Origin of the sequence: Cloacibacterium rupense (genome assembly GCF_014645495.1) — a bacterium.
Lineage (GTDB): Bacteria > Bacteroidota > Bacteroidia > Flavobacteriales > Weeksellaceae > Cloacibacterium > Cloacibacterium rupense.
In genome coordinates, this window is the sequence record NZ_BMLV01000002.1 from 252,227 (window position 1) to 275,794 (window position 23,568).

Here is a 23,568-nt window from a genome sequence, read left to right on the forward strand (position 1 = left end):
ATGAAAATATTGATGGCCTATCCTAGTCAAAATGAAGCCAATCCTTTTGTTAAGTCATTAACAGAAGGACTTATTTCGGTGGGATGTCCTGTAGAGATAGGTCTTGATCAATTTTGGAACCATTATGAAGATTACGACCTCATCCACTTTAATTGGCCCAATTCTATTTTCAAAGATTGGCAGCCGACAGAAAGAGGAGTAGAGCTTTTAAAAAAAATACTTGCAGACGCCAAGAGTAAAAACATCAAAATTGTGTACACTCGGCATAATGAAAAGCCACATTATGAGAACAACCCTCTTATATCATTATGTTATGAATTGATTGAAAATCATGCCAATGTAATAGTACATTTGGGTGATTATAAGTTTGAAGAGTTGAAACTACAATATCCCCACGCTGAGCATTATGTTATTCCTCATCATCTGTCCTTCAAAATACAAAAAGAAATATCAAAACAAGAAGCAAGAAAGAAGCTGGGAATCCCAGATAATAAATTGGTCATTCTGTGTTTTGGAGCATTTAGAAATCGTGACGAAGCAAAACTAGTTTTAGACAGTTTTGAAGCATTAGAAATTAAGGACAAATTCCTTCTGGTTCCTCATTTGGCCAAATGGTTTGGCCTGAAGACGTCTGCTTTTCCGCTAAGTCCTGCATGGTTTAAGAATAAAAAATTAAAATCAGCGTTACTTGCAGAAAACAAGTTGGTCTATGATAAAACAATTCCTGATTCCCTTTTGCCAAGTTTTTTTTATGCATCAGACCTAGTTTTGATACAAAGAACCAATATCTTGAATTCAGGAAATTTGCCACTTGCCTTTCATTTTAGGAAAATGGTCATTGGGCCAAACACTGGTAATGTAGGCGAAATTCTAAAAAAGAGTGACAATCTAACTTTTGACATCAAAGACATTCCAAATTCTCTTATAGAAAAGATCAAAGAGAGTTCAGGTTTAGACCTTAAAGACATTGGCCAATCCAATTATGATTATGCAATAAGACATTGGAACCCCGATACCATTGCATTGGAATATCAAAAAATATATGTAAGTTTAATCTCATGAAAAAGAAGAAAATACTCATCAGAATAGGTTCTCTGCGCCATGGTGGTGCAGAAAAAGTTTTGGTGACTTTTCTTAAAAACTTACCGAAGGATAAATACGAAATCGATTTATTGCTGAATCTTTATTCTGGGAAATACTTGGCAGAAGTTCCTGATTGGGTAAATGTGCTCTACTTGAACAAAGGCGAGATGATTACCACCAATAGAATTCAAGATATCCCAAGGAAAGCCTATCGTGTTTTGTATCAAGGAATTCTGAAAAAATTTCCAAAAATTCTCTATTCTACGATTCTCAAAAACAAAAAATACGATGTAGAGTTTGCGGCCATTCACGGGATGAGAGACGAAATTTTAAACTCGCCCATCACCACCTCCAAAAAAATAGTGTGGATTCATAATGACCTTACAAAAACAGAGTTTCACGATTATACAGATGAAGAATTTAGAAAATTCTTTGGTTTTGATCAAATCATGGTCATCTCTGAGAAAATTCAAAAAGATTTTGAAAAACTCGCGAGAAATGAAGTCGAAAAATCTAAAATTGTGAGGATTTATAATCCTATTGATACTGAAGAAATTTTGAAGAAGTCAGAAGTCAGAAGTCGGAAGTTGGAAGAAAAAGATTTGGAACTTGAAACTAGTAAATTGAAACCAATATTTGTTTCTGTAGGAACTATATTTCCACAAAAAGGTTTTGATAGATTACTCAACGTTCATAAAAAATTATTGGATGAGGGATACCTTCATCGCATTCAAATTATTGGTGATGGCTATGATTTTGAAAATATTAATAACTTAAAAACCGAATTGGGAGTAGAAGAAACGGTTGATTTGCTTGGTTTTATAGAAAACCCATATCCTTATTTCAAATCTGCAGATTTTTATATTTTAAGTTCAAGGTACGAAGGTTATCCTACAGTTCTGTTTGAAGCCATTGCACTGAAAAAAAACATCATAGCTACAGATGTTTCTGGAGTGAGAGAAATGCTCATGGATGGAAAATTAGGTCTTATCATTGAAAACTCAGAAGAAGGAATTTATCATGGAATGAAAAAGGCACTTGCGCATCCTGATTTTTTTGAAACCTACCAAAAACATCTTCAAGAGTACGAAATGCCTTTCGAGTTAGAAAATTCGGTGAATTCTATTTGTAAGATTATTGATTCCTAAGTACATCTGCTAGGTATTCTGAGCTACTAAAAAATAGAGAGGCATCCCCAAAGTAATATTTATAGGAAAAGTAACTGCCAAAGCCATGGGAAGAAATAGCCCAGGATTGGCCTTGGGTACAGAGATTTTCATAGCAGCAGGTACGGCAATATATGAAGCACTAGCAGCTAAAATAGCAAAGATAAAACGGTTAGAAACATCTGAAGTAACCCAAGAGCTCACCCATGCTACCACAGCCCCATTGATGAGGGGAATAATAGCAGCAAAAAGAATAGGAAACCAACCGAAAGAGAAGAATGATTTTAGTTTTTTACCACTGGTAACTCCCATGTCGAGAAGAAAAATGGCTAAAAAACCTTTGAACAAATCATTGGTAAAAGGTTTTATCCCTTCAGCTTGCTTGGCATCGGCCAAAAATCCAATGAGCAAACTTCCTAAAATCAGGAGTACGCTACCATTGGTAAAAGAATGAATAATGGCCGTTCTTTTTTTGATTTCGCTGCCTTCACTTTTACCAAAAATAGAGATAAGTACCAGCCCCATGATAATTGCTGGCGATTCCATGAGCGCCATTATAGCCACCATATGACCATGAAGCGTCATTTGTTGTGCCTCTAAATAACTGGCAGCGGTGACGAAAGTTACGGCACTTACCGAGCCATAAGCTGCAGCAATAGCACCTGCATCATATAAAGAAAGTCTTTTCTTTAGAATAAAAAAAGTATAAAGAGGAATAAGCAAAGACAAGGCAATGCCAAAAAGCATAGACCAAGCAATTTCTGCGGTAAAATGTTCATGAGAAAGCTCTTGTCCACCCTTAAAACCAATGGCAAAAAGCAAGTATAAAGAAATAAACTTAGAAGAATTGGGCGGAATCTCTAAATCACTTTTAACCAAGACTGCAAAAACGCCTAGCACGAAAAACAAAAGTGCTGGATTGGTAAGATTCTCTAATAATAGATTGATATTCATAAATTTAAATTATTTTGTAAAGACCATTTTTTCATTGATATTCTTTTTAACTGCCCTTTGTAGCCTATCATTGAGTGTGATTCCGAGGCCTTTGTTGGGGAACTTTTCAGCAATAATAATCTCTAGATTTTGGGCATCTAATCGGTGAAGTGCAGCATACAAATTTCTGGCGGCTTCTTTTAAATCACCTTTGGGAGAGAGTATTTCTTGAGCCACCACATCTTGCGGATTGAATAATTCTGTGAAAGACAACACCCCTACTCTTTTTCCTGAAAATTGACCAAGAGTCTCGTTGATATTTTCTACAAGATGTGTTTCGGTTTTTGGAGCATAATGCCTTGATAGCATACCTGGAGCATCTGGTGAAGTATCATTATGGGTAATCAATTCTATTGGTCCTATGCAATCTTCTATTTCTTCTACAGATACGGCACCATGTCGGTACAATATAGGAGTATCTCCATTAAAGCCAACAATGGTAGACTCTACCCCATTGCTGCAGTCTCCGCCATCTAAAATTACAGGCAGGTCTTCCTTAAAATATCCATACACATGAGCTGCAGAAGTAGGGCTGATGCTACCAAAAGGATTGGCGCTAGGCGCAACTAAAGGGAAGTCTAATAATTCTAAAAGCGCCAGAGCCATTAAATGTTGAGGTACTCTTACCGCTACTGTATCTTTGCCTGCAGTGACCAAATCTGGTATATGAGGTTTCTTTTTCAATACCAATGTAAGAGAACCAGGCCAGAATTTTTCGGCAAGCATTAAAGCTTTTTCAGGAATGTCTTTGGCTACTTGTTCTAATTGATTTTGGCTGTGTAGATGCACAATCAAAGGATTATAGAGAGGTCGTTTTTTCAGTTCAAATATTTTTTTGATGGCAGACTCTTCATAGGCATTGGCTGCCAAACCATAAACGGTCTCTGTAGGTAGCGCAATCAATTGATTGTTTTGTAAAGCTTCTATTGCGAGTTGAATATTTTTGGTAATCATATTTAAAAGGGGGTTAAGGGTTGCAGACATCACAATACATTGGGTCTTCAATTTGTTTATGAAAAGGAAATCTTTTTTCTTTTTGAAATCCACATTTCGCACAAGAATAAAGATGGCTCAGGACACTTTTAGTTGGAAAGCCACAACTTTGGCAAGGTAAACCTGAAATCGCTTTTACCACATCGAAACCTGGTGTTTTACATTCTGGGCAGGTTGATTTTATTTTATTAATCAATTTTTTAGTGGTTTTTTCTATGATTTTAATTCTGGTGGGATTATGCATTGCTCTCATATCAGTTTCTACAAAAGCTTTTCCATAAAGACTTATCAATTTTTTAAAGGAATTGATTAAGGTAGCTTCATCTGTAATTCCTTTTAAAATAGATTCTGCTCCATGAGCCTCTTTTCTCAAAATCAATGCATGACTTGGAAAACCCACTTTAGAGGCAAATTGTAATAAATCATTTTCTGTAAGAACTTCGGTACCCGCAAAATTGGTTTCGGTGCTCAATTCTCTGGCTACAATTTCAAGATTGTTTTTATAGTCTAACAATAATAAAAACTCTTCGTCTGCTGAAGCAAAAAACAAATGGGGATGTGTCCCAAAAGAGCCTTCGCTGGCAATTGCTAAATCAAAGTTTTCTATACGCATTGCTGTTTTACATTTTTCTCTTACGGTATAGAGAGGGTCATGTAATCGTTCTGTTTCTCTGCTAAAAGTTCCAAAATTATCTGTATCTATTAGAGTAGAAACAATCGTTTTCACCCCCAGTTCTTTTTCAAAAATGGGGGCAATTACTTGTTCTTTTTTATGTTTTGTTACGATAAGCAATTTTCTTCCTTCAAACATATTATTCTTCAATAAAAGAAATCACAATTTCAGACGATAGGTGTAGTTTTTTGTGATGCACTTCTGCCCAAGAAAAGATTTCGTTCATACGCTGGAGTTCTTTTTTCAATGCAGGAATTCTCGATTGGGCTATAGGGTCATCTTTACCAAAACGTTCAAGAGCACTAAAGTTTTTGAGTTCGTGAAATTTAATTTTGGTGGCAAAAACATTTTGCAAAATTTCTTTGGCTTCTTCAGTCGTGAAGTTGCCCTCAATAAAAGTTAATTTTTCTGTATTATTCATTTTTTTCTGTATTTTGAGTTGAAAATTTACGGATACAATCGGCGCCTAAAACAATCGACAGTATGGTCAATAAATGGCTGTATAAGGTGTTTTTTATGATGATAGCCATCATTAAAAATAGGATGATAAGAACTAAAGAAACTGCTAGGCTAATGCTTTTGGCAATCATAATTTTTTAATTAAATTTTGTTGATGTTTCTATTGCCCTTGACCAAGTGAGTACGCTGCTTTACCGTCAAACTCGTATAAATTTTCTGTTTTGATGGTATCGATGTTATGTAGTATTGCATTTTGCAACAAGTTTACCACATGCTCTTTGGTAACCGTCTGTTTTTCTTTAGGCTTGAATCTACATCTCCAATGGTCTGTACAAAAAGTTTCTTTAAAACCATCGGGCCAAACTTTTATCCCACGGTTGGTAATCATGCTTAAATTCATGTCGTAGGTTTCTATTTTTTTTATGGTTTCTGCCAGTTCGTTTGGATTCAACCCTTCCCAATGCACAAAAATGTCAACACCTACCAGTTGTTTATTCGCTGCAGGTTTTCTTTGGTACGGAGGAAGATGTAAAGCGGTATTATTGGCGTAAGACACCGCTTTTAGCAAGGCTGGCTTCTGACCTAAGTTGGCAATCACTGCATCTGCAAATTCTTGGGTTCCTACTTTTTGTTTGCTAGTAGATTCTTTGTAAATATCGTAAGTATGAATACCATCCTCTAAGGTTTTTAGCCAAGCATTTTGCACTTTTTCAGCAACTTCAGTTTGCCCGATATGATTTAGCATCATAATAGCCCCTTGTAATAAACCCGAAGGGTTGGCTACATTTTGGCCTGCTCTTCTAGGAGCCGAGCCATGTATGGCTTCAAACATAGAACATTCTTCTCCGATGTTGGCAGAACCTGCCAATCCTACAGAGCCTGTAATTTGTGCGGCCACATCACTTAGTACATCCCCATACAAATTAGGCATGACAATCACGTCAAAAGCTTCTGGGGTATCTGCCATTTTAGCCGCTCCGATGTCAATAATCCAATGTTCGTTTTCAATTTCTGGATATTCTTTTGCAATTTCATCAAAAACCTGATGAAACAACCCATCGGTTTGTTTCATGATGTTGTCTTTGGTGAAGCAGGTCACTTTTTTGCGATTTTGTTGTTTCGCGTATTCAAAAGCATATCGAACAATTTTTTCACAGCCGGGTCTGCTGATGAGCTTTAGGCATTGCACAACCTCATCGGTTTGCTGGTGTTCTATTCCTGCATATAAATCTTCCTCATTCTCTCTAACAATTACAATATCCATTATAGGATGTTTGGTACTTACAAAAGGATGCAAACTCATACAAGGTCTTACATTGGCATAAAGTCCTAGGAATTTTCTAGTAGTCACATTCAGGCTCTTATATCCTCCTCCTTGAGGTGTAGTAATGGGAGCTTTTAAGAAAATTTTGTTTCTTCTGATGATATCCCAAGACTCTGCAGATATGCCTGAAGTATTGCCTTCAAGATATACTTTTTCACCTACTTGTATTTCATCAATCTCTAGCTGTGCACCTGCAGCAAAAATTATTTTCAGGGTAGCATCCATAATTTCTGGACCTATACCGTCCCCTTTAGCAATTGTAATTCTTTTCATAATGAGAGGTTTTAAATGTTAAAAAATTGACTTGGCAAATTTGGGAAATCAAATTCATAAATTTTTATTTATTTTTGTAATGAATTATATAAAATATTTTTATGCATTACACTTTAAATCAATTGCAGATTTTTCTGAAAACTGTACAGACACAGAGTGTTACTAAAGCTTCTGAAGAATTGCATCTTACACAGCCAGCGGTTTCGATACAATTAAGAAACTTTCAGGAGCAGTTTGACATTCCTCTTACAGAAGTGATTGGAAGGAAAATTTACATCACCGATTTTGGAAGAGAGATTGCAAAGGCGGCAGAAATTATCATCCAACAAATGCAATCTATCAATTATAAAACAATGGCTTATAAAGGTCAACTCACAGGAAGATTAAAAATTTCTGTAGTCTCTACTGGGAAATATGTAATGCCCTACTTTCTGAGCCAATTTATGCAACAGCATCCTGGAATAGAGCTACAGATGGATGTCACCAATAAACAGAAGGTCGTAGAAAGTTTAGAAAATAATGAGGTAGATTTTGCATTGGTATCAATACTTCCTAAAAATCTGGCGATAGAAAAAATAGATTTATTAGAGAACAAATTATTTTTAGTAGGCAATACGATTGAAAAAATAGAGACCCAAGCGCATTTGAAAGATTTTTTTGAAAATCGTTCTTTAATATTCCGTGAAAAAGGCTCAGGCACGAGACAAACGATGGAAAAGTTCATTGAAAAAAACAAAATCTCTGTTCTTAAAAAAATGGAGCTTACTTCTAATGAAGCAGTTAAACAAGCAGTATTGGCAGGTTTGGGCTATTCTATAATGCCTCTTATTGGCATTAGAAATGAGCTTACCTATAACGAATTACAAATTATTCCGGTAGATGAGTTGCCTATTGTCACCAACTGGAGTTTGATTTGGTTGAAAGGTAAAAACCATGCGCCAGTCTCACTAGCTTTTTTAGAATATTTGCAGAAAGAAAAATCAGAAATTGCGCATGAAAAATTCAGTTGGCACGAAAAATATTGAGATTCCCAACAAAATAAAAAATGGGAAGGGCATGATGCTTATTCATAGTATTTCATACTTAGATTTTAATTATTTTTGTTCAGTGATATGCACTAAAAAAATTTCCCAATGAAAAAATACACTACCATCCAAAAAGATTTTTACAGAGAAAGCGGTCAATGGCTTTCGCCTTTTGAGATTTGGAGCAAGTGCATCAATCCAAATTTACACTACGTGTACCTTTTGAGAAAATGCCAGCAGCATAGAAAAAAATCTATTTTGGGAATTTTTTGGAGATTTGTACTGAGACATCATCAAATAAAATACGGTTTTCAAATTTATCCTGAGACCCAAATAGGAGAAGGTTTTTATCTGGGACATTGGGGTACTGTGGTTATTAATCCTAAAACAAAAATTGGTAGAAACTGCAATATTGCACAAGGCGTGACCATCGCACAATCTAACCGAGGAAAAAATGAAGGAGTTCCAGAAATAGGAGATGAAGTATGGATAGGGCCCAATGCAGTAGTAGTAGGCCACATTAAAATAGGAAATAACGTACTGATTGCTCCCAACGCTTATCTGAATACGGATGTACCATCAGACTCTATCGTGGTGGGAAATCCCGCCCAAATTATCTCTAGAAAAGATGCTACAGAGGGCTACATCAATCATAAAATTTACTATTAAAATTTTGTTAAAAAACAGATGAGTAAAAGTCCTTTTGTTTTTTTTATTAATTTTATAAAAAATTAGAATTATTCACTAAAAAAAATTAAACATGCCCCATAATTATTATAAAATATTTGAAAACAACCAATTGTGGATAGAAAAAAAATTAGGCGACGATGCTGATTTTTTTAAAAATTTGTCTGAAGGACAATCTCCGGAGTATTTATACATAGGATGTAGCGATTCTAGAGTGGCAGCAGAGGAAATGATGGGGGTAGGGCCTGGTGAAATTTTTGTTCATCGAAACATTGCCAATGTGGTAAATACTCTAGACATGAGTTCTACTGCAGTGATACAATACGCCGTGCAGCACTTGAAAGTAAAACACATTATAGTGTGTGGACATTATGGCTGTGGTGGGGTAAAAGCCGCTATGACTCCACAAGATTTCGGATTGATGAACCCATGGTTGAGAACCATTAGAGATGTATATCGACTGCACCAAGCTGAATTGGATGCTATAGAAGATGAACAAAAAAGATATGATCGATTGATAGAGGTCAATGTACAAGAACAATGCATCAATGTTATTAAAATGGCTGCAGTACAAGAAAGATACATTTTAGAACATTATCCCATAGTACATGGTTGGGTTTTTGACCTAAAAACGGGCAAAATAATAGACTTAGAAATAGATTTCGAAAAAATATTACATGACATTCAGAAGGTCTATGACCTCACCAATTCTGATTGGGTAATGAGTAGAAAAGACAACAAAAACCTAAACAACACCGAATTATAGAAACTTTATTAAAATATATAGGCCTTGTTACGCTAGCCTTTTTTATCAATTTTACAGTTTTGCCAAGTATTGCTGTACTATTTGATTGGGAGATTTCTACCCTAAACAATACCATTTCTGAGGAAGAAGTTAAAAATAACGTGGCCAATTTTAATGAAAAAATCCCGCCTAAACCTTATAAAATATCAGATTACCTATTACAAAAGATTCATGTAAAGACTGAAAAAAACACCTTCAATCAAATGAATGCTTCTGTACGAATAAATCCATTTATTTCTATATTTTCCCCTCCTCCTGAAGTTTAATTATCCTAATGAAAATTATTCATTATAAAATTGTAGGTCTTTTTTGCGAGATTGGAGCTTTCAGTCAAGCAAATATTTCAAATAAACGATTATAATTAAACTCAATTATGAAAAATAAATCATCATTTTTTGCAGACATCAAACAAAATCTGCCCTCAGGATTGGTTGTGTTTTTAGTAGCTCTGCCACTATGTTTAGGAATAGCATTAGCATCTGGCGCCCCACCATTGTCTGGTATCATTGCTGGCATTATCGGTGGTCTGGTTATTGGTTTTATGAGCAATTCTCACATTTCGGTTTCTGGCCCTGCTGCAGGTTTAGCAGCCATCGTACTGGCTGGGATTACAGAATTGGGAAGTTTTGAACTTTTTTTGGTGGCAGGTATTATTGCGGGTGTTATTCAATTGGTTCTTGGTTTTTTAAGAGCAGGCAGTATCTCCAATTATTTCCCTAACAATGTGATTGAAGGCATGTTAGCAGGGATAGGCGTTATTATTATTCTGAAACAAATTCCTCATGCTGTGGGTTATGATAAAGATTTTGAAGGGAATTTAAAAATATTTGACGGGTTCAATCTACAAACCTATCTTTCTGAATTAAGCGGTGCCATTTCACCAGGTGCTATTGTGATAACCTTAGTTTCATTAGGCATCCTATTAACTTGGGAAAAAGTACCAAGCCTCAAAAAATTAAAAATGCTCCCTGGTGCATTAGTAGCTGTCATTGTAGGGATATTGCTGAATGAAGCATTTAAAGGAAGTTCTTTAGAAATCTCAGAGGAACATTTGGTGAGTCTTCCTATCCCTCAAACTTCTGAGGATTTTAAAAATTTAATTACATTTCCCGATTTCACGGGTTTTTTGAATCCTAAAGTATGGCTTTTAGGGGCTACTATAGCTATTGTGGCTTCTATAGAAACTCTTCTTTGCATAGAAGCAGCAGATAGAATGGATGTACACAAGAGAATTACCGATACCAACTTAGAACTGAAAGCGCAAGGAATAGGAAATCTAGTGTCAGCATTCATTGGCGGACTTCCAATGACTTCGGTAGTGGTAAGGTCTTCTGCCAATGCCAATGCAGGGGCTAGTAGCAAAACATCTGCCATCATTCATGGGGTTTTTATGTTAATTTGTGTGCTTAGCATTCCTTTTTTACTCAATAAAATCCCTTATGCCACGCTAGCTGCTGTTTTACTATTGGTAGGTTATAAATTGGCTAGCCCTTCTAAAATTAAACATTTTTGGGAAAAGGGGAAGTTTCAATTTCTTCCATTTATTGTGACATTAATCGCAGTATTTGCATTAGATTTGCTAAAAGGAGTAGGAATTGGTTTGGCATTTTCAATCTTTTATCTTCTTCAAGGGAACATGAAAAGAGCCTATTACTACAGCAGAGAAGAGCTAGAAGGCGCAGGTGAAATAAGAATAGATTTGGCTGAAGAGGTTTCGTTTCTGAACAAGGCAGCGATTAAAAAAACACTTAAAAATATAGAGCCCAACTCCAAAGTTTTTATCAATGCTAAAAAGACTTCATACATATCTGATGACATTTTAGAAATGATAGAAGACTTCGCCAACGTAAGGGCCAAAGAAGAAAATATAGAAGTGGTTTTAGAAGGCTTCAGAACTTCTTATAAAGAGTATGCCACAGACCAACATTCTCATATAAAAATCACTCATAAAAAAGCAATATAAACAAAATGCCTCGTCGTTTTCGAGGCATTTTGTTTTTTTTAAAAGAAAGCTTAGTTCTTTATGGCATTACTTGCCATTAAAAGTATTCATGGTATTATTCATTCCAGCAAAAACGAATGAGAGGCAAGCTTTGGAGAAAACATCTATTCTGTCCTGCAAGGTTTTCAGTTCTTCTTCATTCCATTTCCCGAGAACGTAATCCACCTGTTTTCCTTCGGAAAAATCAGCAGATATCCCGAAACGCAATCTGGCGTAATCTTGAGTTTGCAAGACTTCTTGAATGTTTTTCAACCCATTATGACCAGCATCAGAACCTTTTTTTCTCAAACGCAATGTTCCAAAAGGCAATGCCAAATCATCGGTAATCACCAATACATTTTCTAACGGAATATTCTCTTTTTGCATCCAAAAACGTACAGCATTCCCTGAGAGATTCATATACGTATCTGGTTTTAAAACCAATACTTTTCTACCTTTGTATTTTCCTTCGGCGAGCCAACCGAAGTTGGCTGATTTAAAAGGAGCTTCTAAAGTATCTGCTATTTTTTCAGCCACTTTAAAACCGATGTTATGGCGCGTTTCCGCGTATTCTTCGCCTTTGTTTCCTAAACCTACGATTAAGTATTTCACGTTTTTTATAATTGATAAGAGATGAGTGATGAAAGATTTTTGCAAAGATAACTCAACTTACTCATTGGTAAGTTACTGATTGGTAACTTACTGGTTGGTAACTTACCGACTGGTAACTTACCGATTGGTTAGCCAAAATTAAGCAATATTTCTGGTATTCAAAATTTTTGATAAAATTAAATTCACCTCATCCACATTTTTCACGCCGTCTTTTCTCATCATCAGCTGGTTGCCTTCTTTACCAGATTTTTCTTTGAGTTGGGCTTCTCTAGGATTTTGACTGAGGTAAGCAATGATATTTCTGAATTTTTCGCTTTGGTAAAATTTATCTTGAGGATTGTCTGGGAAATAGCCTAAGAAAATTCCGTTTTTCATCACAATTTTATCAAAACCTATTTCTGCAGCCAACCATTTGAGTTCTACAGATTTCAATAAATTAACCGCTTCTTTCGGAAGTTTTCCGAATCTATCCACCAATTCATTTTCAAATTTTTGCAAATCTTCTTGGCTTGGGATTTCTGCTAATTTTTGGTATAGCGACAATCTTTCTTCGGTAGAATTGATATAAAAATCGGGCAACATCAGTTCAAAATCAGTATCGATATTGACTTCTTTCTGAGATTTGAATAATTTTTTACGGTCTTCTTCATTTTCAAAAAGATTAGAAAATTCATCTTCATTTTGCATTTCTTCTAAAGCTTCTTGCATCAATTTTTGATAGGTTTCAAAGCCCATTTCGTTGATAAAACCACTTTGTTCTGCCCCCAACAAATCCCCAGCACCTCTGATTTCTAAATCCTTCATCGCAATTTGGAAACCGCTTCCTAAATCAGAAAATTGTTCGATGGCTTCCAGACGTTTTCTGGCATCAGAAGTGACCATATCAAACGGTGGCGTAATCAGATAACAAAACGCTTTTCTATTGCTTCGCCCTACTCTTCCGCGCATTTGGTGAATATCTGCCATTCCAAATTTCTGGGCATCGTTAATAAAAATGGTATTCGCATTCGGAACATCTACACCAGATTCTACAATGGTGGTAGACACCAAAACATCGTATTTTCCTTCCATAAAATCGAGAATTCTGGCTTCTAATTCTTTGCCATCCATTTGTCCGTGCCCCGTTACCACCCTAGCATCAGGTACCAAACGCTGAATGAGCCCAGCAATGTCTTTCAGATTTTCAATTCTATTGTTGATGAAATACACTTGACCATCTCTTTGTAATTCGTAGGAAATCGCATCTCGAAGAATTTCTTCAGAGAAACCAATAATTTGGGTATCAACAGGTTGTCTGTTGGGCGGTGGAGTTTTGATTACCGATAAATCTCGTGCAGCCATCAATGAAAATTGCAAAGTTCTCGGAATAGGAGTAGCCGTTAAAGTCAAAGTATCAATATTCGCTTTGAGCGTTTTGAGTTTATCTTTTACATTCACCCCAAATTTATGCTCTTCGTCAATAATTAGTAACCCTAAGTCCTTGAAAACAATATCTTTTCCCACCAATTGATGCGTTCCGATGACAATATCAATTTTCCCATTTTTAAGACCTTCTTTGGTTTCCGCTTTTTGTTTTGCAGAACGAAAACGGTTCAGATAGGAAATATTGACAGGAAACTCTTTCAATCTTTCTTTGAAACTTCTGTAATGTTGAAACGCTAAAATGGTGGTAGGCACTAAAATCGCCACTTGCTTTCCATCAGTTGCCGCTTTGAAAGCCGCTCTTATGGCAACTTCTGTTTTCCCGAAACCTACATCACCACAGATTAGCCTATCCATTACCCCATCATTTTCCATATCAGCTTTCACATCATTGGTTGCTTTTTCTTGGTCTGGAGTGTCTTCATAAATAAAACTCGCCTCTAATTCTGTCTGTAAATAAGAGTCTGGCGAAAACGAAAACCCTTTTGCCGACTTTCTTTGGGCATATAATTTAATTAAATCAAAGGCAATTTGCTTCACCTTGGCTTTGGTTTTCTGTTTCAAAGATTTCCAAGCGGGTGAGCCCAGTTTATTGAGGACAATTTCTCTTCCGTCTGGTCCGTTATACTTCGAGATTTTATGCAAAGAATGAATGGAAACGTAGAGCAAATCATTGTTTTTATACGTTAGTTTAAAACATTCTTGCGTTTTACCATCGTTGGTTACTTTTACCAAACCCATAAATTTACCAATTCCGTGGTCAATATGTGTGATATAATCTCCCACTTTCAGCGACATCAAATCTTTTAAAGTCAATTGCTCTGATTTGGCAAAAGAATTTTTGGCTTTGAATCTTTGGTAACGGTCAAAAATCTGGTGGTCTGTATACACCGAAATTTTCAGTTCTTGGTCTACAAAACCTTCGTGAAGCTCAGATTTAAAGGATTTGAAAGGTACATTATGGTTAAGTTCTTCAAAAATATCTTCTAATCTCTCCTTTTGTTTTTCTCCTGAGAAAGAAATCCATGTCTCATAGCCTTCCTCTTTTTTTTCTTTTAAATCCTCGGCTAGAAGTTCGAAGTTTTTGTGAAAACTGGGCTGTTGAGTCTGGTTTAAAAGTAATTGAGTAATTGAATTACTGAGTGATTGAGAAGTGAAATCTATTGTTTTAAACTTTTGTAAGTCTTGAAGAAAAACCTCATCAGAAACGAAAAGGTCATCTGGTTTTTGGTGTTTGATATCTTTGCTTAACGTTTCATATTTTTGTTCAGCTTTTTCGTAAAACTCTTTGATTTTTTTTACTGTGAGATAAGCATTTTTTGTGACAATAGTTGTATTTCTAGATATCAATTCTAGAAGTGAAACCTTACTTCCTGAAACTGCAAAATTCATATTTGAAACCAATTCAAACTCATTGACTTTTCTTGTAGAAAGTTGGGTTTCGATATCAAATTCTCTGATATTTTCTACCTCGTTTCCAAAAAAAGTAATTCTGAAAGGTTTTTCGTAAGCGTAAGAAAAAACATCTACAATGCCGCCACGAACCGAAAAATCGCCCGGTTCTGAGACGAAATCCGTAAAATTAAAATTAAATTGATTGAGTAATTCTTCGGTGAAATCAAAGTCTAATTGGTCTCCCACTTTTATTTTATGAGAAATCGCCTTGAAATCTTCTTTTTTCAAAACTTTCTCAGAAAGCGAAGAGGCCGTAGCTATAATAATTTTAGCTTTTTTATCAAAGTTCAGTCGGTTGAGAACTTCTGTTCTTAAGACGATATTGGCGTTTTGTGTTTTCTCGATTTGGTAGGGTTCAAGATGTGTTTCAGGGAAATACAACACATTTTCTTCACCAATCATTTCTTCTAATTCTGAAGTAATGTAATGCGCAGATTCTTTATCATCTATGATGAAAAGCACATCTTTTCTCTGTGAGAGGTATAATTCTGCCACCAAAAGAGAAGGCACAGAACCTGCAAAACCCTTCACCGAAACGTGTTGGCTTTTTTCTATCTTCTCGAAAATTTCTTCTCCGAAACTCTTTTTCAGAAGCTCTGGCAGAAGGGTTTGAGTGATGTTTTTTAGCATTGTAAGGCGTAAAATCGTTGAGTTGTAAAGTTGTTTTTAATAAAAATTATAAAACAAAAATGCGATTCCAGGACTTGGTCTGAAATCGTTTCTTTTTGCAAAAATACGATTTTAAATTTTGAAAAATTTCAGAATCTTGATTTCAATCAATTTTTTCATGAATACTAATACTTAAATTTGAGGAAAATTACACTTATGAAAGCTTTATTTTCTTTAATGGCAATTTATCTTATGACCAATGGCGGTGGTTGTGAACAAGCTAGTTTTATAGATGATTCTAGAATTGTAGTAGAAGGTAAAATTATTGATGAATCTAATCAACCCCTAAAAAATGTATCCCTCCATTTTTCTAATCAAATCAATGGAATAGACGTTTACAGCAAAAACGACGGAAAATTTGTGGTTTCTACCCCTATTACAAGTGCTTCTAATACAATTAGCTTCCCGAACAATCAAATTGTAGAAGTGAGAACAAGTGATTCTAGAATCATGTATTATTCTTCTGCAATTACCATTCCTAATGATGTGAACTATGTAAACCTTGAAATAAAAATAAAATAACCATGAAAACAAGTTTATATATTTTCACATTGCTTTTTTTTGGTTTTGCAAACGCACAAGAACAAAATAAAATTTCTAAATTTTCTGCTGATTTAAAGTTTCAAATGGTAACAGGAATTGGTGATAAATTTTACAAAGATAGCTTCAAAACTTCGCCTGGAATTGTTATTGGCTTTCAATATAAAGTTTCTCAAAAATTCGGAATTTTATTTGACATCAGAAATAATTTTTTAAGCATTAAAAATCCAGAAGTTTATGGAAATTTTACCAAAATTAATATGCTAAACTATAATTTCGGTGGTTTTTATTACAAAAATTTAAATGAAAAACTCACTTTAACCGCAAAAGTTTTAATTGGCGGAATACAAATCAGTGGAAAAGTTGCAGGCAATGATTCTAAATATTCTCAAGACGGAACTACTTATGGTTTAGGTTCTGACTTGGTTTATCATATTGACAAAAAAGGAACTATAAATATAATTGGAGGTGTAGATTATCAATATCTTAATACAAAAATAGACATTAGCAATGCCTATTACGAAAGGTATTATAGTAATTCTTCAGTCTTATCCCCCAATCTGGGCTTAAGATTTAATTTTTAAAATAAAATCATTAGATATAGCAAACCGATGACTTTTCATCGGTTTTTTATTTATTTTTGTAAAATGATAGGTTTTATTAAGAAAACAGTGGCTAAAATGTGGGCAAAAAACCATGTAAAGCAGACTGATAACTATAAAAATAATGCAGAACAACTTCAAGAACATTTACTTCTTGATTTGGTGAAATCTGCTGAAAAAACTCTTTTCGGGCTTCAACACCAATTTTCGGAGATTAAAACAGTGGAAGATTTTCAGAAAAAGGTAAAAATTTCTGATTATGAAGACCTGAAACCTTTCATAGAAAAAGTAAAACACGGCGACAAAAATATTCTTTGGGAAAACACACCAGAATATTTCGCTAAAACTTCGGGAACTACTTCGGGAACCAAATATATTCCTCTCACCAAAGAAGGAATGGATTACCAAGTAAAAGCGGCGCAATCTGCATTGTTCCATTATATTGCTCAAAAAAATAATGCCGATTTTGTGAACGGAAAAATGATTTTCTTGCAAGGTTCACCAGAATTGGAAGATAAAAACGGCATAAAAACGGGTAGGCTTTCGGGGATTGTGGCACATCACATCCCGAAATATTTACAAAAAAACAGATTACCGAGTTACGAAACCAATTGCATAGAAGATTGGGAAACCAAAGTAGATAAAATTGTAGAAGAAACCGAAAAGGAAAATATGACTTTGATTTCGGGAATTCCGCCTTGGTTGATTATGTATTTTGAAAAATTGATTGAAAGAAATGGCAAAAAAATAAAACAACTTTTTCCGAATCTTCAACTCATTGTAACGGGCGGTGTCAACTATGAACCATACCGCGAAAAAATGGAAGAACTTCTTGGCGGAAAAGTAGATATTATTCAAACATTTCCAGCTAGTGAAGGATTTTTTGCGTTTCAAGATGATTATCAGAAAGAAGGACTTTTGCTACAAACCAATCACGGCATTTTTTATGAATTTGTTCCTTTGGAAGAATACGGAAAAGAAAATGCGAGTAGATTGACTTTAAAAGATATTGAACTCCACAAAGATTATGCATTGATTTTGACGACAAATTCTGGACTTTGGGCATATTCTATTGGTGATGTGGTTCGTTTTATTTCTAAAAATCCGCACCGAATTTTGGTTTCTGGTAGAACGAAACATTTTACTTCGGCTTTTGGCGAACACGTAATTGCTTTTGAAGTGGAAGAAGCTATGAAAGCAACGGTAGAGAAATTCCCAGCACAGATTACAGAGTTTCATCTCGCGCCACAAGTAAATCCTGAAAATGGAGAATTGCCTTATCACGAATGGTTTATAGAGTTTGAAAAAGAGCCTGAAAATTTGGAAAATTTCCGACAAAATCTGGATTTAGAAATGCGCAAAAGAAACACCTATTATGATGATTTAATTGCTGGAAATATTTTGCAAGTTTTGAAAATCACCAAATTACAGAAAAACGCCTTCCAAGAATACGCAAAATCTGAAGGAAAATTGGGCGGACAAAACAAAATCCCACGTTTGGCAAATGATAGAAAGATTGGGGAGTTTTTAGGGAAGTTTAAAATTTAATTATTCACTCACAACTTTCAAACCTACAATAGAAATAATTAAAGTTGACACAAAAAAAACACGCCAAAAAGTAGCAGGTTCGTTAAAGAAAAAAATCCCCATCAAAACGCTTCCTACTGCGCCAATCCCTGTCCAAACGGCATAAGCGGTACCGATTGGCAAACCATTTTCGCCAGAAATAGCTTTGTACATGAGAAACATCGAGAGAAATAGGCACACCAAAAACCCCAACCACCAATAAAGATTTTCTTTACCAGAAGTTTGCTGTGCCTTTCCTAAACAAAACGCAAAAGAAGTTTCAAACAATCCTGCGATGATGAGTATTAACCAATTCATAGTACAAATATAGACTTTACCAATCAAAAAATTCTGGTAATTCTGTTATCTTTGTCCGATGATTTCTCTAGAGCCCATAAAAACTCTCAAAATAAAAGAGTTTAGAAACCTACTTACTGGAAGATTTTTTTTGATTTTAGCTTTTAGAATGCTTGCCACTTTATTGGGATGGTGGGTGTATCAACTTACAAAAGACCCTTTTTCCATTGGATTAATTGGTCTTTCTGAGGTTATTCCCGCTGTTTCTACCGCTTTGTATGCAGGTCATGTAATTGATATGAACGAGAAAAAGAAAATGCTTCTGCTTTGTACTTCGGGGTATTTTCTACTTATTGCCCTGCTATTGATTCCAGCTTTTTATGCATCGAATCTTCATTTTACAGGCCACGAAATCACGTATTACATCTACGGAATTATATTTTTTACAGGAATTTGTAGAGCTTTTATCGGTCCTATTGCACCTGTAATGATTCCCAAAATGGTAGGACAAGAAAAATTGCCCAATGCCATCACCCTCAATCAAGCCACTTTTCTTACCGCATCGGTTTCTGGTCATGCTTTGGGAGGATTTTTGATTGCACTCATTACCATTAAATGGACATTGGTCGTCATATTATTTCTTATTTTATTGGCATCTTTATTTTTCATTCAAATCAATAAGCAACCTTCTGAAAATAAAAAAAACGAATTAGAAATTTGGTCTTCTGTAAAAGAAGGCATTTCATATATTTATAAAACCAAAGAAATTTTGGGTGCGCTATGTTTAGATATGTTTGCGGTACTTTTCGGTGGAGCAGTAGCTATGATTCCGGTGTATGCCAGTGATATTTTAAAAGTAGGCGCAGATGGTTTTGGACTTCTGAATGCTGCTACAGACATAGGTTCTATGATGATTATTGTAACCTTATCATTTATCCCTTTGAGAAAAAATCAAGGAAAAATACTAATTGGTGTTGTGGCAGGATTTGGGATGTGTATCATAGGGTTTGGATTGTCTAAATTGTATTGGCTCTCATTCTTCCTTTTGATGCTCAGCGGAATGTTCGATGGCATATCAGTAGTCATCCGAGGAACCATTGTACAATTAAAAACACCTGACCATATTAGGGGTAGGGTAATGAGTGTCAACTCTATGTTCATTATGTCGAGCAATGAAATGGGACAATTCGAAAGTGGAGTGATGGCGAAAGCATTAGGCGTAGTAAGGTCTGTGGTTTTTGGAGGAACCATGACTGTGCTTATAGCCCTTTTTGTAGGGAAATTTGTTCCTAAGTTAAGGAAAATGGAATATTAAAAAAGCCGAATTTCTTCGGCTCTTTATATTAATCTTTAATGATTTTAATAGTTTTTTCTCCTTTATCAGTGTCTAATTTTAAGATATAAAATCCTTTCTTAAGGTGACTTAAATTAACTTTACCATTCGTAATTTTAAGTTCAGAAAGTTTTTGACCTGAATATGAAAATAAATTGATGGAGTTTATTTTTAGATTACCCGAAAAAATCAATTCATCTTTTACTGGATTAGGATAAGCTTTGAAATCTAAGCCCTCTAAATCTGAAGTCCTTAAAACGGAACTTTGCACCTCTCCTGTAAGTGTAGCATTAGCAGCCGTAAGATTACCCCCACATCCGCCACTGGTATCCGCTGTATTTTCTTGCCAAGTTCCTAAGCTTAAATCTGGAGGATTAGGAGTACTCGCAGAATTATTAGAATAGATAAGGTAAGGATTTACAAAATCTCCATTTCCACTGTCTGCAAGAAATTCCCATTTATTGGTCGAATTATTCCACTGAAATTTGAATTCACATGTCCCTAAACCCGAACAATCTTGCGCTGGATCTATTGGCGTTGTAGTGTAAATATTTCTACCTGTAGCATCTGTTCCTGTTTTATTGAAAATAAAATCTTGGTCATCAAACAAAGGAATACAACCTTTAAACGTGATGGTCTGCGCATTCATCATAGAAGACAAAAGCACAAAAAAGAGTAGTTTTTTCATACATTAGTTTCTAGATGGGTAGATACCTTCAAGACAAATAATATAGTTCATGCCAAGTGATGGCTGCGTAACATTTACTGGTTGATTAGAGCCTGTCACTCCTATCATGCCAGTTTTCATGGTCGTATTGGGTTGCTCAGTAGAATATTCCTTGTCTAAAGTTTTGGTATTTGCAGGCAAACTATTGGTAGGCAAATTAGAGTTCCCTTCAGAAGTTACCGCATTTACTGTATGACTATGAGCAGGCATTTGCGATATCGTAAGCGTCACTGCTTCTGAGCCAAATTGTTCTCCTAAATATTTAGGTGACAAACCTGGTCCTTGCCCAAAACCTACAGGAGTTCTCCCCCTTAAATCAGGAAGTGCAAAAGTGGTTTGACCATTACCTCCGTAGGTAGTTCCTAGAATAGAAAATAACGCCGAATTTTGTGCAATAGACAAAAGCCTACCATCACAAAAAGCCCAACCTCTAGGCTCGAAATTACCTGCAAACATTTTAATTTCTCCTATGAATGCTTCTTGTGCGTAAGTTTTTCCCATGCTAAGAACTGCAAACAATCCAATTAATAGAATTTTTTTCATAATAAATAAGTTTTTAATTTTATAAAAGTAATCAATTATTGTTAAATTAATTAAAATTTTATATTAAGTTTATTTTTTCCACAAAGCAATGCATTGATTACAAGAGCATTAGACACAAATTGAATATATTTGTTAATAAAGTTCAATCGATAAAAAAATCAAAAAAACTATATTTGCTGAGTTATGGCACAAAAAGAAACATTATCATCATTAACACATGGCAATTTCGCGAAGGAACTCTCTATCTCAAACGGCAAAATGCCGCCCAATGCTGTAGAATTCGAGAAATTGGTTATTGGCACATTTTTAATTGACAAAAAAGGATTAGACTACTCTATCGATTTACTAAGCCCTGAGGTCTTTTACGACCCAAGACATCAAGAAATTTTCAGAGCCATTCTTCGTTTGTATGAGAAAAACGAACCTGTAGACTTAATGACCGTAATCCAAGACCTCAAAAGAAACGAAAAACTTGGATTAGCAGGAGGTGACCATTATATTATTGATTTAACAATGGGCGTAAGTTCTTCTGCGCACATCGAATATCATGTACGTGTAATTCTAGAAAAATTCATTCTAAGAAGTTTAATTAATGTTTCTGCCAACGTGATAGACAATTCTTACAAAGAATCTACTGACGTTTTCGAACTTCTTGATAAGGCTGAACAATCTTTCTTCGAAATTACCAACGGAACCATCAAAAAAGGGTTTGACACTGCCAATTCATTGGTAAAAGAAGCCATAGACAAGATAAAATCTCTAAAAGACAAAGAAGGACTCTCTGGCGTTCCGTCTGGATTTAGAGATGTAGATAAAGAAACTGGAGGTTGGCAAAACTCTGACCTCATCATTATTGCAGCTCGTCCCGCCATGGGAAAAACCGCTTTTATCCTTTCGATGGCAAGAAACATCTGTGTAGACCATCATATTCCGATGGCGCTTTTTTCTCTAGAAATGGCTTCTGTACAGTTAATTACCAGAATGATTGCTTCTGAAACAGGAATCTCCTCAGAAAAATTAAGAAAAGGACAAATGTCTGAAGAAGAATGGCAAAGACTTTTCTCTAACGTTTCTGCACTAGAAAGCGCTCCACTTTATATAGACGAAACGCCCGCTCTTTCCGTCTTTGACTTTAGAGCAAAATGCCGAAGATTGGTGATGCAGCACGGCGTAAAAATCATTATGGTAGATTACCTTCAGCTAATGACTGCCAATTCTGGAGGAAAAGGTGGCGGAAATAGAGAACAAGAAATTGCAACCATTTCTCGTTCCTTAAAAGCAATTGCCAAAGAATTAAATGTGCCTGTAATTGCCCTCTCTCAGCTATCTAGAACTGTAGAAACCAGACCTAACAAAAGACCTCAACTTTCTGACCTTAGAGAATCTGGAGCAATAGAACAAGATGCTGATATTGTGTCTTTTATCTACCGACCAGAATATTACAAAATAGAACAATGGGAAGACGAAACCCCTTCTGCCAACCAAGCCGAACTTATTATTGCTAAACACAGAAATGGTTCTATTGCAGACGTTAGACTTTCTTTCCATGGAGCGTTGGCAAAATTCTCAGATTTAGATATTTTCGGAAACTATCATACTTCTGGCTTTGCACAACAAGACGAACCTGGTGGCTTTGAAAAACTGAGAGTTTCCGTAGATCCTGGGGCCGCTTTTGGAATGCCTGACAACGGAAATATCTCTGGTTCTGCAATGAATGATGATGAAGATGAGGAAATGCCATTTTAAAAAATGTAAAATAGAAGATTCGTAAAATCGTAAAAAGTGTATTTTCGCTAAACGATTTTACAACTTTACGATTTACAACTTTACTTTACATGAAAATCGAAATTTACACAGACGGAGCTTGTAGTGGCAATCCCGGAAAAGGAGGCTACGGAATTCTAATGCGCGTTCCCGAAAAAAAATACCAAAAAACTTTCTCCGAAGGCTTTAGATTAACCACCAATAACAGAATGGAACTTCTCGCTGTAATTGAAGCTTTAGAAAAACTAAAAAACCCTGAAAATGATGTTCATGTTTTTACCGATTCTAAATATGTAGCAGACGCCATCAACCAAAATTGGATTTTCGGGTGGATAAAAAAAGGTTTTAAAAATGTGAAAAACCCTGATTTATGGCAAAGATTTGTTCCACTTTTTAGGAAACATAAAATAGAATTTCATTGGATTAAAGGACACGCTGGTCATCCTGAAAATGAAATTTGCGACCAATTAGCCGTAAAAGCTTCTCAATCTGAAAATTTAAAAACAGATACTTTTTTTGAAAACCAGAAAGAAGGCGGGTTATTTTAAAATGAATGGTGAATTTACTTCGAAATGA

The 23,568-nt window shown here is 35.4% G+C and carries 23 protein-coding genes; 13 read left to right on the forward strand and 10 right to left on the reverse strand.

The features are described from left to right. Together IEW40_RS05130 and IEW40_RS05135 are read left to right on the forward strand one after the other, a co-directional pair. Window positions 1-1,062, forward strand: coding sequence for a glycosyltransferase family protein (locus tag IEW40_RS05130; RefSeq protein WP_188617005.1), 1,062 nt, complete (start codon window positions 1-3; stop codon window positions 1,060-1,062). Further along, entirely contained in the window at window positions 1,059-2,231 is a 1,173-nt protein-coding gene (locus IEW40_RS05135) for a glycosyltransferase (protein ID WP_188617006.1), read from the forward strand. Before IEW40_RS05130 ends, IEW40_RS05135 begins: the two co-directional genes overlap by 4 nt. Window positions 2,232-2,240: 9 nt before the next feature. Here IEW40_RS05135 and IEW40_RS05140 read toward each other — a convergent pair whose 3' ends face one another. From IEW40_RS05140 to IEW40_RS05160, 5 genes are all read right to left on the reverse strand, one after another. Continuing rightward, complete coding sequence (locus IEW40_RS05140) at window positions 2,241-3,203, reverse strand: sodium-dependent bicarbonate transport family permease (RefSeq protein ID WP_188617007.1); 963 nt, start codon at window positions 3,201-3,203, stop codon at window positions 2,241-2,243. A gap of 9 nt (window positions 3,204-3,212) precedes the next feature. Further along, window positions 3,213-4,196 carry an L-threonylcarbamoyladenylate synthase gene (locus tag IEW40_RS05145; protein ID WP_188617008.1) on the reverse strand — a complete coding sequence of 328 codons (984 nt, stop codon included), beginning with the start codon at window positions 4,194-4,196 and terminating at the stop codon, window positions 3,213-3,215. 13 nt (window positions 4,197-4,209) lie between these two features. Then, window positions 4,210-5,046: a DUF6671 family protein gene (locus IEW40_RS05150; RefSeq protein ID WP_188617009.1), complete on the reverse strand. Its 837-nt coding sequence runs from the start codon at window positions 5,044-5,046 to the stop codon at window positions 4,210-4,212. A 1-nt stretch (window position 5,047) separates the two neighbouring features. Next, entirely contained in the window at window positions 5,048-5,329 is a 282-nt protein-coding gene (locus IEW40_RS05155; protein WP_188617010.1) for a hypothetical protein, read from the reverse strand. Between the two features lie 198 nt (window positions 5,330-5,527). Continuing rightward, the gene (locus tag IEW40_RS05160; RefSeq protein ID WP_188617011.1) at window positions 5,528-6,964 is read right to left on the reverse strand and encodes an NADP-dependent isocitrate dehydrogenase; all 1,437 of its coding nucleotides are present in this window, start codon (window positions 6,962-6,964) and stop codon (window positions 5,528-5,530) included. A gap of 101 nt (window positions 6,965-7,065) precedes the next feature. Here IEW40_RS05160 and IEW40_RS05165 point away from each other — a divergent pair, with 101 nt between their 5' ends. The 5 genes from IEW40_RS05165 (at window position 7,066) to IEW40_RS05180 (ending at window position 11,444) form a co-directional block, all read left to right on the forward strand. Further along, on the forward strand, window positions 7,066-7,989 hold the full coding sequence (locus IEW40_RS05165) for a LysR family transcriptional regulator (RefSeq protein ID WP_188617012.1): 924 nt from the start codon (window positions 7,066-7,068) through the stop codon (window positions 7,987-7,989). A gap of 108 nt (window positions 7,990-8,097) precedes the next feature. Further along, complete coding sequence (locus IEW40_RS05170; protein WP_188617013.1) at window positions 8,098-8,658, forward strand: serine O-acetyltransferase; 561 nt, start codon at window positions 8,098-8,100, stop codon at window positions 8,656-8,658. 91 nt (window positions 8,659-8,749) lie between these two features. Continuing rightward, window positions 8,750-9,442 (forward strand): carbonic anhydrase, encoded by a 693-nt coding sequence (locus tag IEW40_RS05175; protein ID WP_188617014.1) that lies wholly within the window; start codon window positions 8,750-8,752, stop codon window positions 9,440-9,442. A gap of 59 nt (window positions 9,443-9,501) precedes the next feature. Then, window positions 9,502-9,747 (forward strand): hypothetical protein, encoded by a 246-nt coding sequence (locus IEW40_RS14150; RefSeq protein ID WP_229663386.1) that lies wholly within the window; start codon window positions 9,502-9,504, stop codon window positions 9,745-9,747. A gap of 107 nt (window positions 9,748-9,854) precedes the next feature. Then, window positions 9,855-11,444 (forward strand): SulP family inorganic anion transporter, encoded by a 1,590-nt coding sequence (locus tag IEW40_RS05180; protein WP_188617015.1) that lies wholly within the window; start codon window positions 9,855-9,857, stop codon window positions 11,442-11,444. A 66-nt stretch (window positions 11,445-11,510) separates the two neighbouring features. Here the strand turns inward: IEW40_RS05180 and pth are convergent, their stop codons facing one another. Both pth and mfd read right to left on the reverse strand, forming a co-directional pair. Further along, window positions 11,511-12,074: an aminoacyl-tRNA hydrolase gene (gene pth, locus IEW40_RS05185; RefSeq protein ID WP_188617016.1), complete on the reverse strand. Its 564-nt coding sequence runs from the start codon at window positions 12,072-12,074 to the stop codon at window positions 11,511-11,513. Window positions 12,075-12,212: 138 nt separating this feature from the next. Continuing rightward, a complete protein-coding gene (gene mfd, locus IEW40_RS05190; protein ID WP_188617017.1) occupies window positions 12,213-15,581 on the reverse strand; it encodes a transcription-repair coupling factor in 3,369 nt (1,122 codons plus the stop codon). A gap of 195 nt (window positions 15,582-15,776) precedes the next feature. Here mfd and IEW40_RS05195 point away from each other — a divergent pair, with 195 nt between their 5' ends. From IEW40_RS05195 to IEW40_RS05205, 3 genes are all read left to right on the forward strand, one after another. Continuing rightward, complete coding sequence (locus IEW40_RS05195) at window positions 15,777-16,142, forward strand: hypothetical protein (RefSeq protein WP_188617018.1); 366 nt, start codon at window positions 15,777-15,779, stop codon at window positions 16,140-16,142. A gap of 2 nt (window positions 16,143-16,144) precedes the next feature. Next, window positions 16,145-16,744, forward strand: coding sequence for an outer membrane beta-barrel protein (locus IEW40_RS05200; RefSeq protein ID WP_188617019.1), 600 nt, complete (start codon window positions 16,145-16,147; stop codon window positions 16,742-16,744). Between the two features lie 63 nt (window positions 16,745-16,807). After that, window positions 16,808-18,310 carry a GH3 auxin-responsive promoter family protein gene (locus tag IEW40_RS05205; protein ID WP_188617020.1) on the forward strand — a complete coding sequence of 501 codons (1,503 nt, stop codon included), beginning with the start codon at window positions 16,808-16,810 and terminating at the stop codon, window positions 18,308-18,310. Here IEW40_RS05205 and IEW40_RS05210 read toward each other — a convergent pair whose 3' ends face one another. Further along, the gene (locus tag IEW40_RS05210; RefSeq protein ID WP_188617021.1) at window positions 18,311-18,646 is read right to left on the reverse strand and encodes a DMT family transporter; all 336 of its coding nucleotides are present in this window, start codon (window positions 18,644-18,646) and stop codon (window positions 18,311-18,313) included. A 58-nt stretch (window positions 18,647-18,704) separates the two neighbouring features. Here IEW40_RS05210 and IEW40_RS05215 point away from each other — a divergent pair, with 58 nt between their 5' ends. After that, window positions 18,705-19,940 (forward strand): MFS transporter, encoded by a 1,236-nt coding sequence (locus IEW40_RS05215; RefSeq protein ID WP_188617022.1) that lies wholly within the window; start codon window positions 18,705-18,707, stop codon window positions 19,938-19,940. 28 nt (window positions 19,941-19,968) lie between these two features. On the opposite strand, the gene IEW40_RS05220 is transcribed toward IEW40_RS05215, so the two are convergent. Together IEW40_RS05220 and IEW40_RS05225 are read right to left on the reverse strand one after the other, a co-directional pair. Then, window positions 19,969-20,646 carry a T9SS type A sorting domain-containing protein gene (locus IEW40_RS05220; protein WP_188617023.1) on the reverse strand — a complete coding sequence of 226 codons (678 nt, stop codon included), beginning with the start codon at window positions 20,644-20,646 and terminating at the stop codon, window positions 19,969-19,971. A gap of 3 nt (window positions 20,647-20,649) precedes the next feature. Beyond that, window positions 20,650-21,228 carry a phage tail protein gene (locus tag IEW40_RS05225; RefSeq protein WP_229663387.1) on the reverse strand — a complete coding sequence of 193 codons (579 nt, stop codon included), beginning with the start codon at window positions 21,226-21,228 and terminating at the stop codon, window positions 20,650-20,652. A 183-nt stretch (window positions 21,229-21,411) separates the two neighbouring features. Here IEW40_RS05225 and dnaB point away from each other — a divergent pair, with 183 nt between their 5' ends. Both dnaB and rnhA read left to right on the forward strand, forming a co-directional pair. Next, a complete protein-coding gene (dnaB, locus tag IEW40_RS05230) occupies window positions 21,412-22,974 on the forward strand; it encodes a replicative DNA helicase (RefSeq protein ID WP_188617024.1) in 1,563 nt (520 codons plus the stop codon). Between the two features lie 89 nt (window positions 22,975-23,063). Next, on the forward strand, window positions 23,064-23,540 hold the full coding sequence (rnhA, locus tag IEW40_RS05235) for a ribonuclease HI (protein ID WP_188617025.1): 477 nt from the start codon (window positions 23,064-23,066) through the stop codon (window positions 23,538-23,540). Window positions 23,541-23,568: the final 28 nt, after the last annotated feature.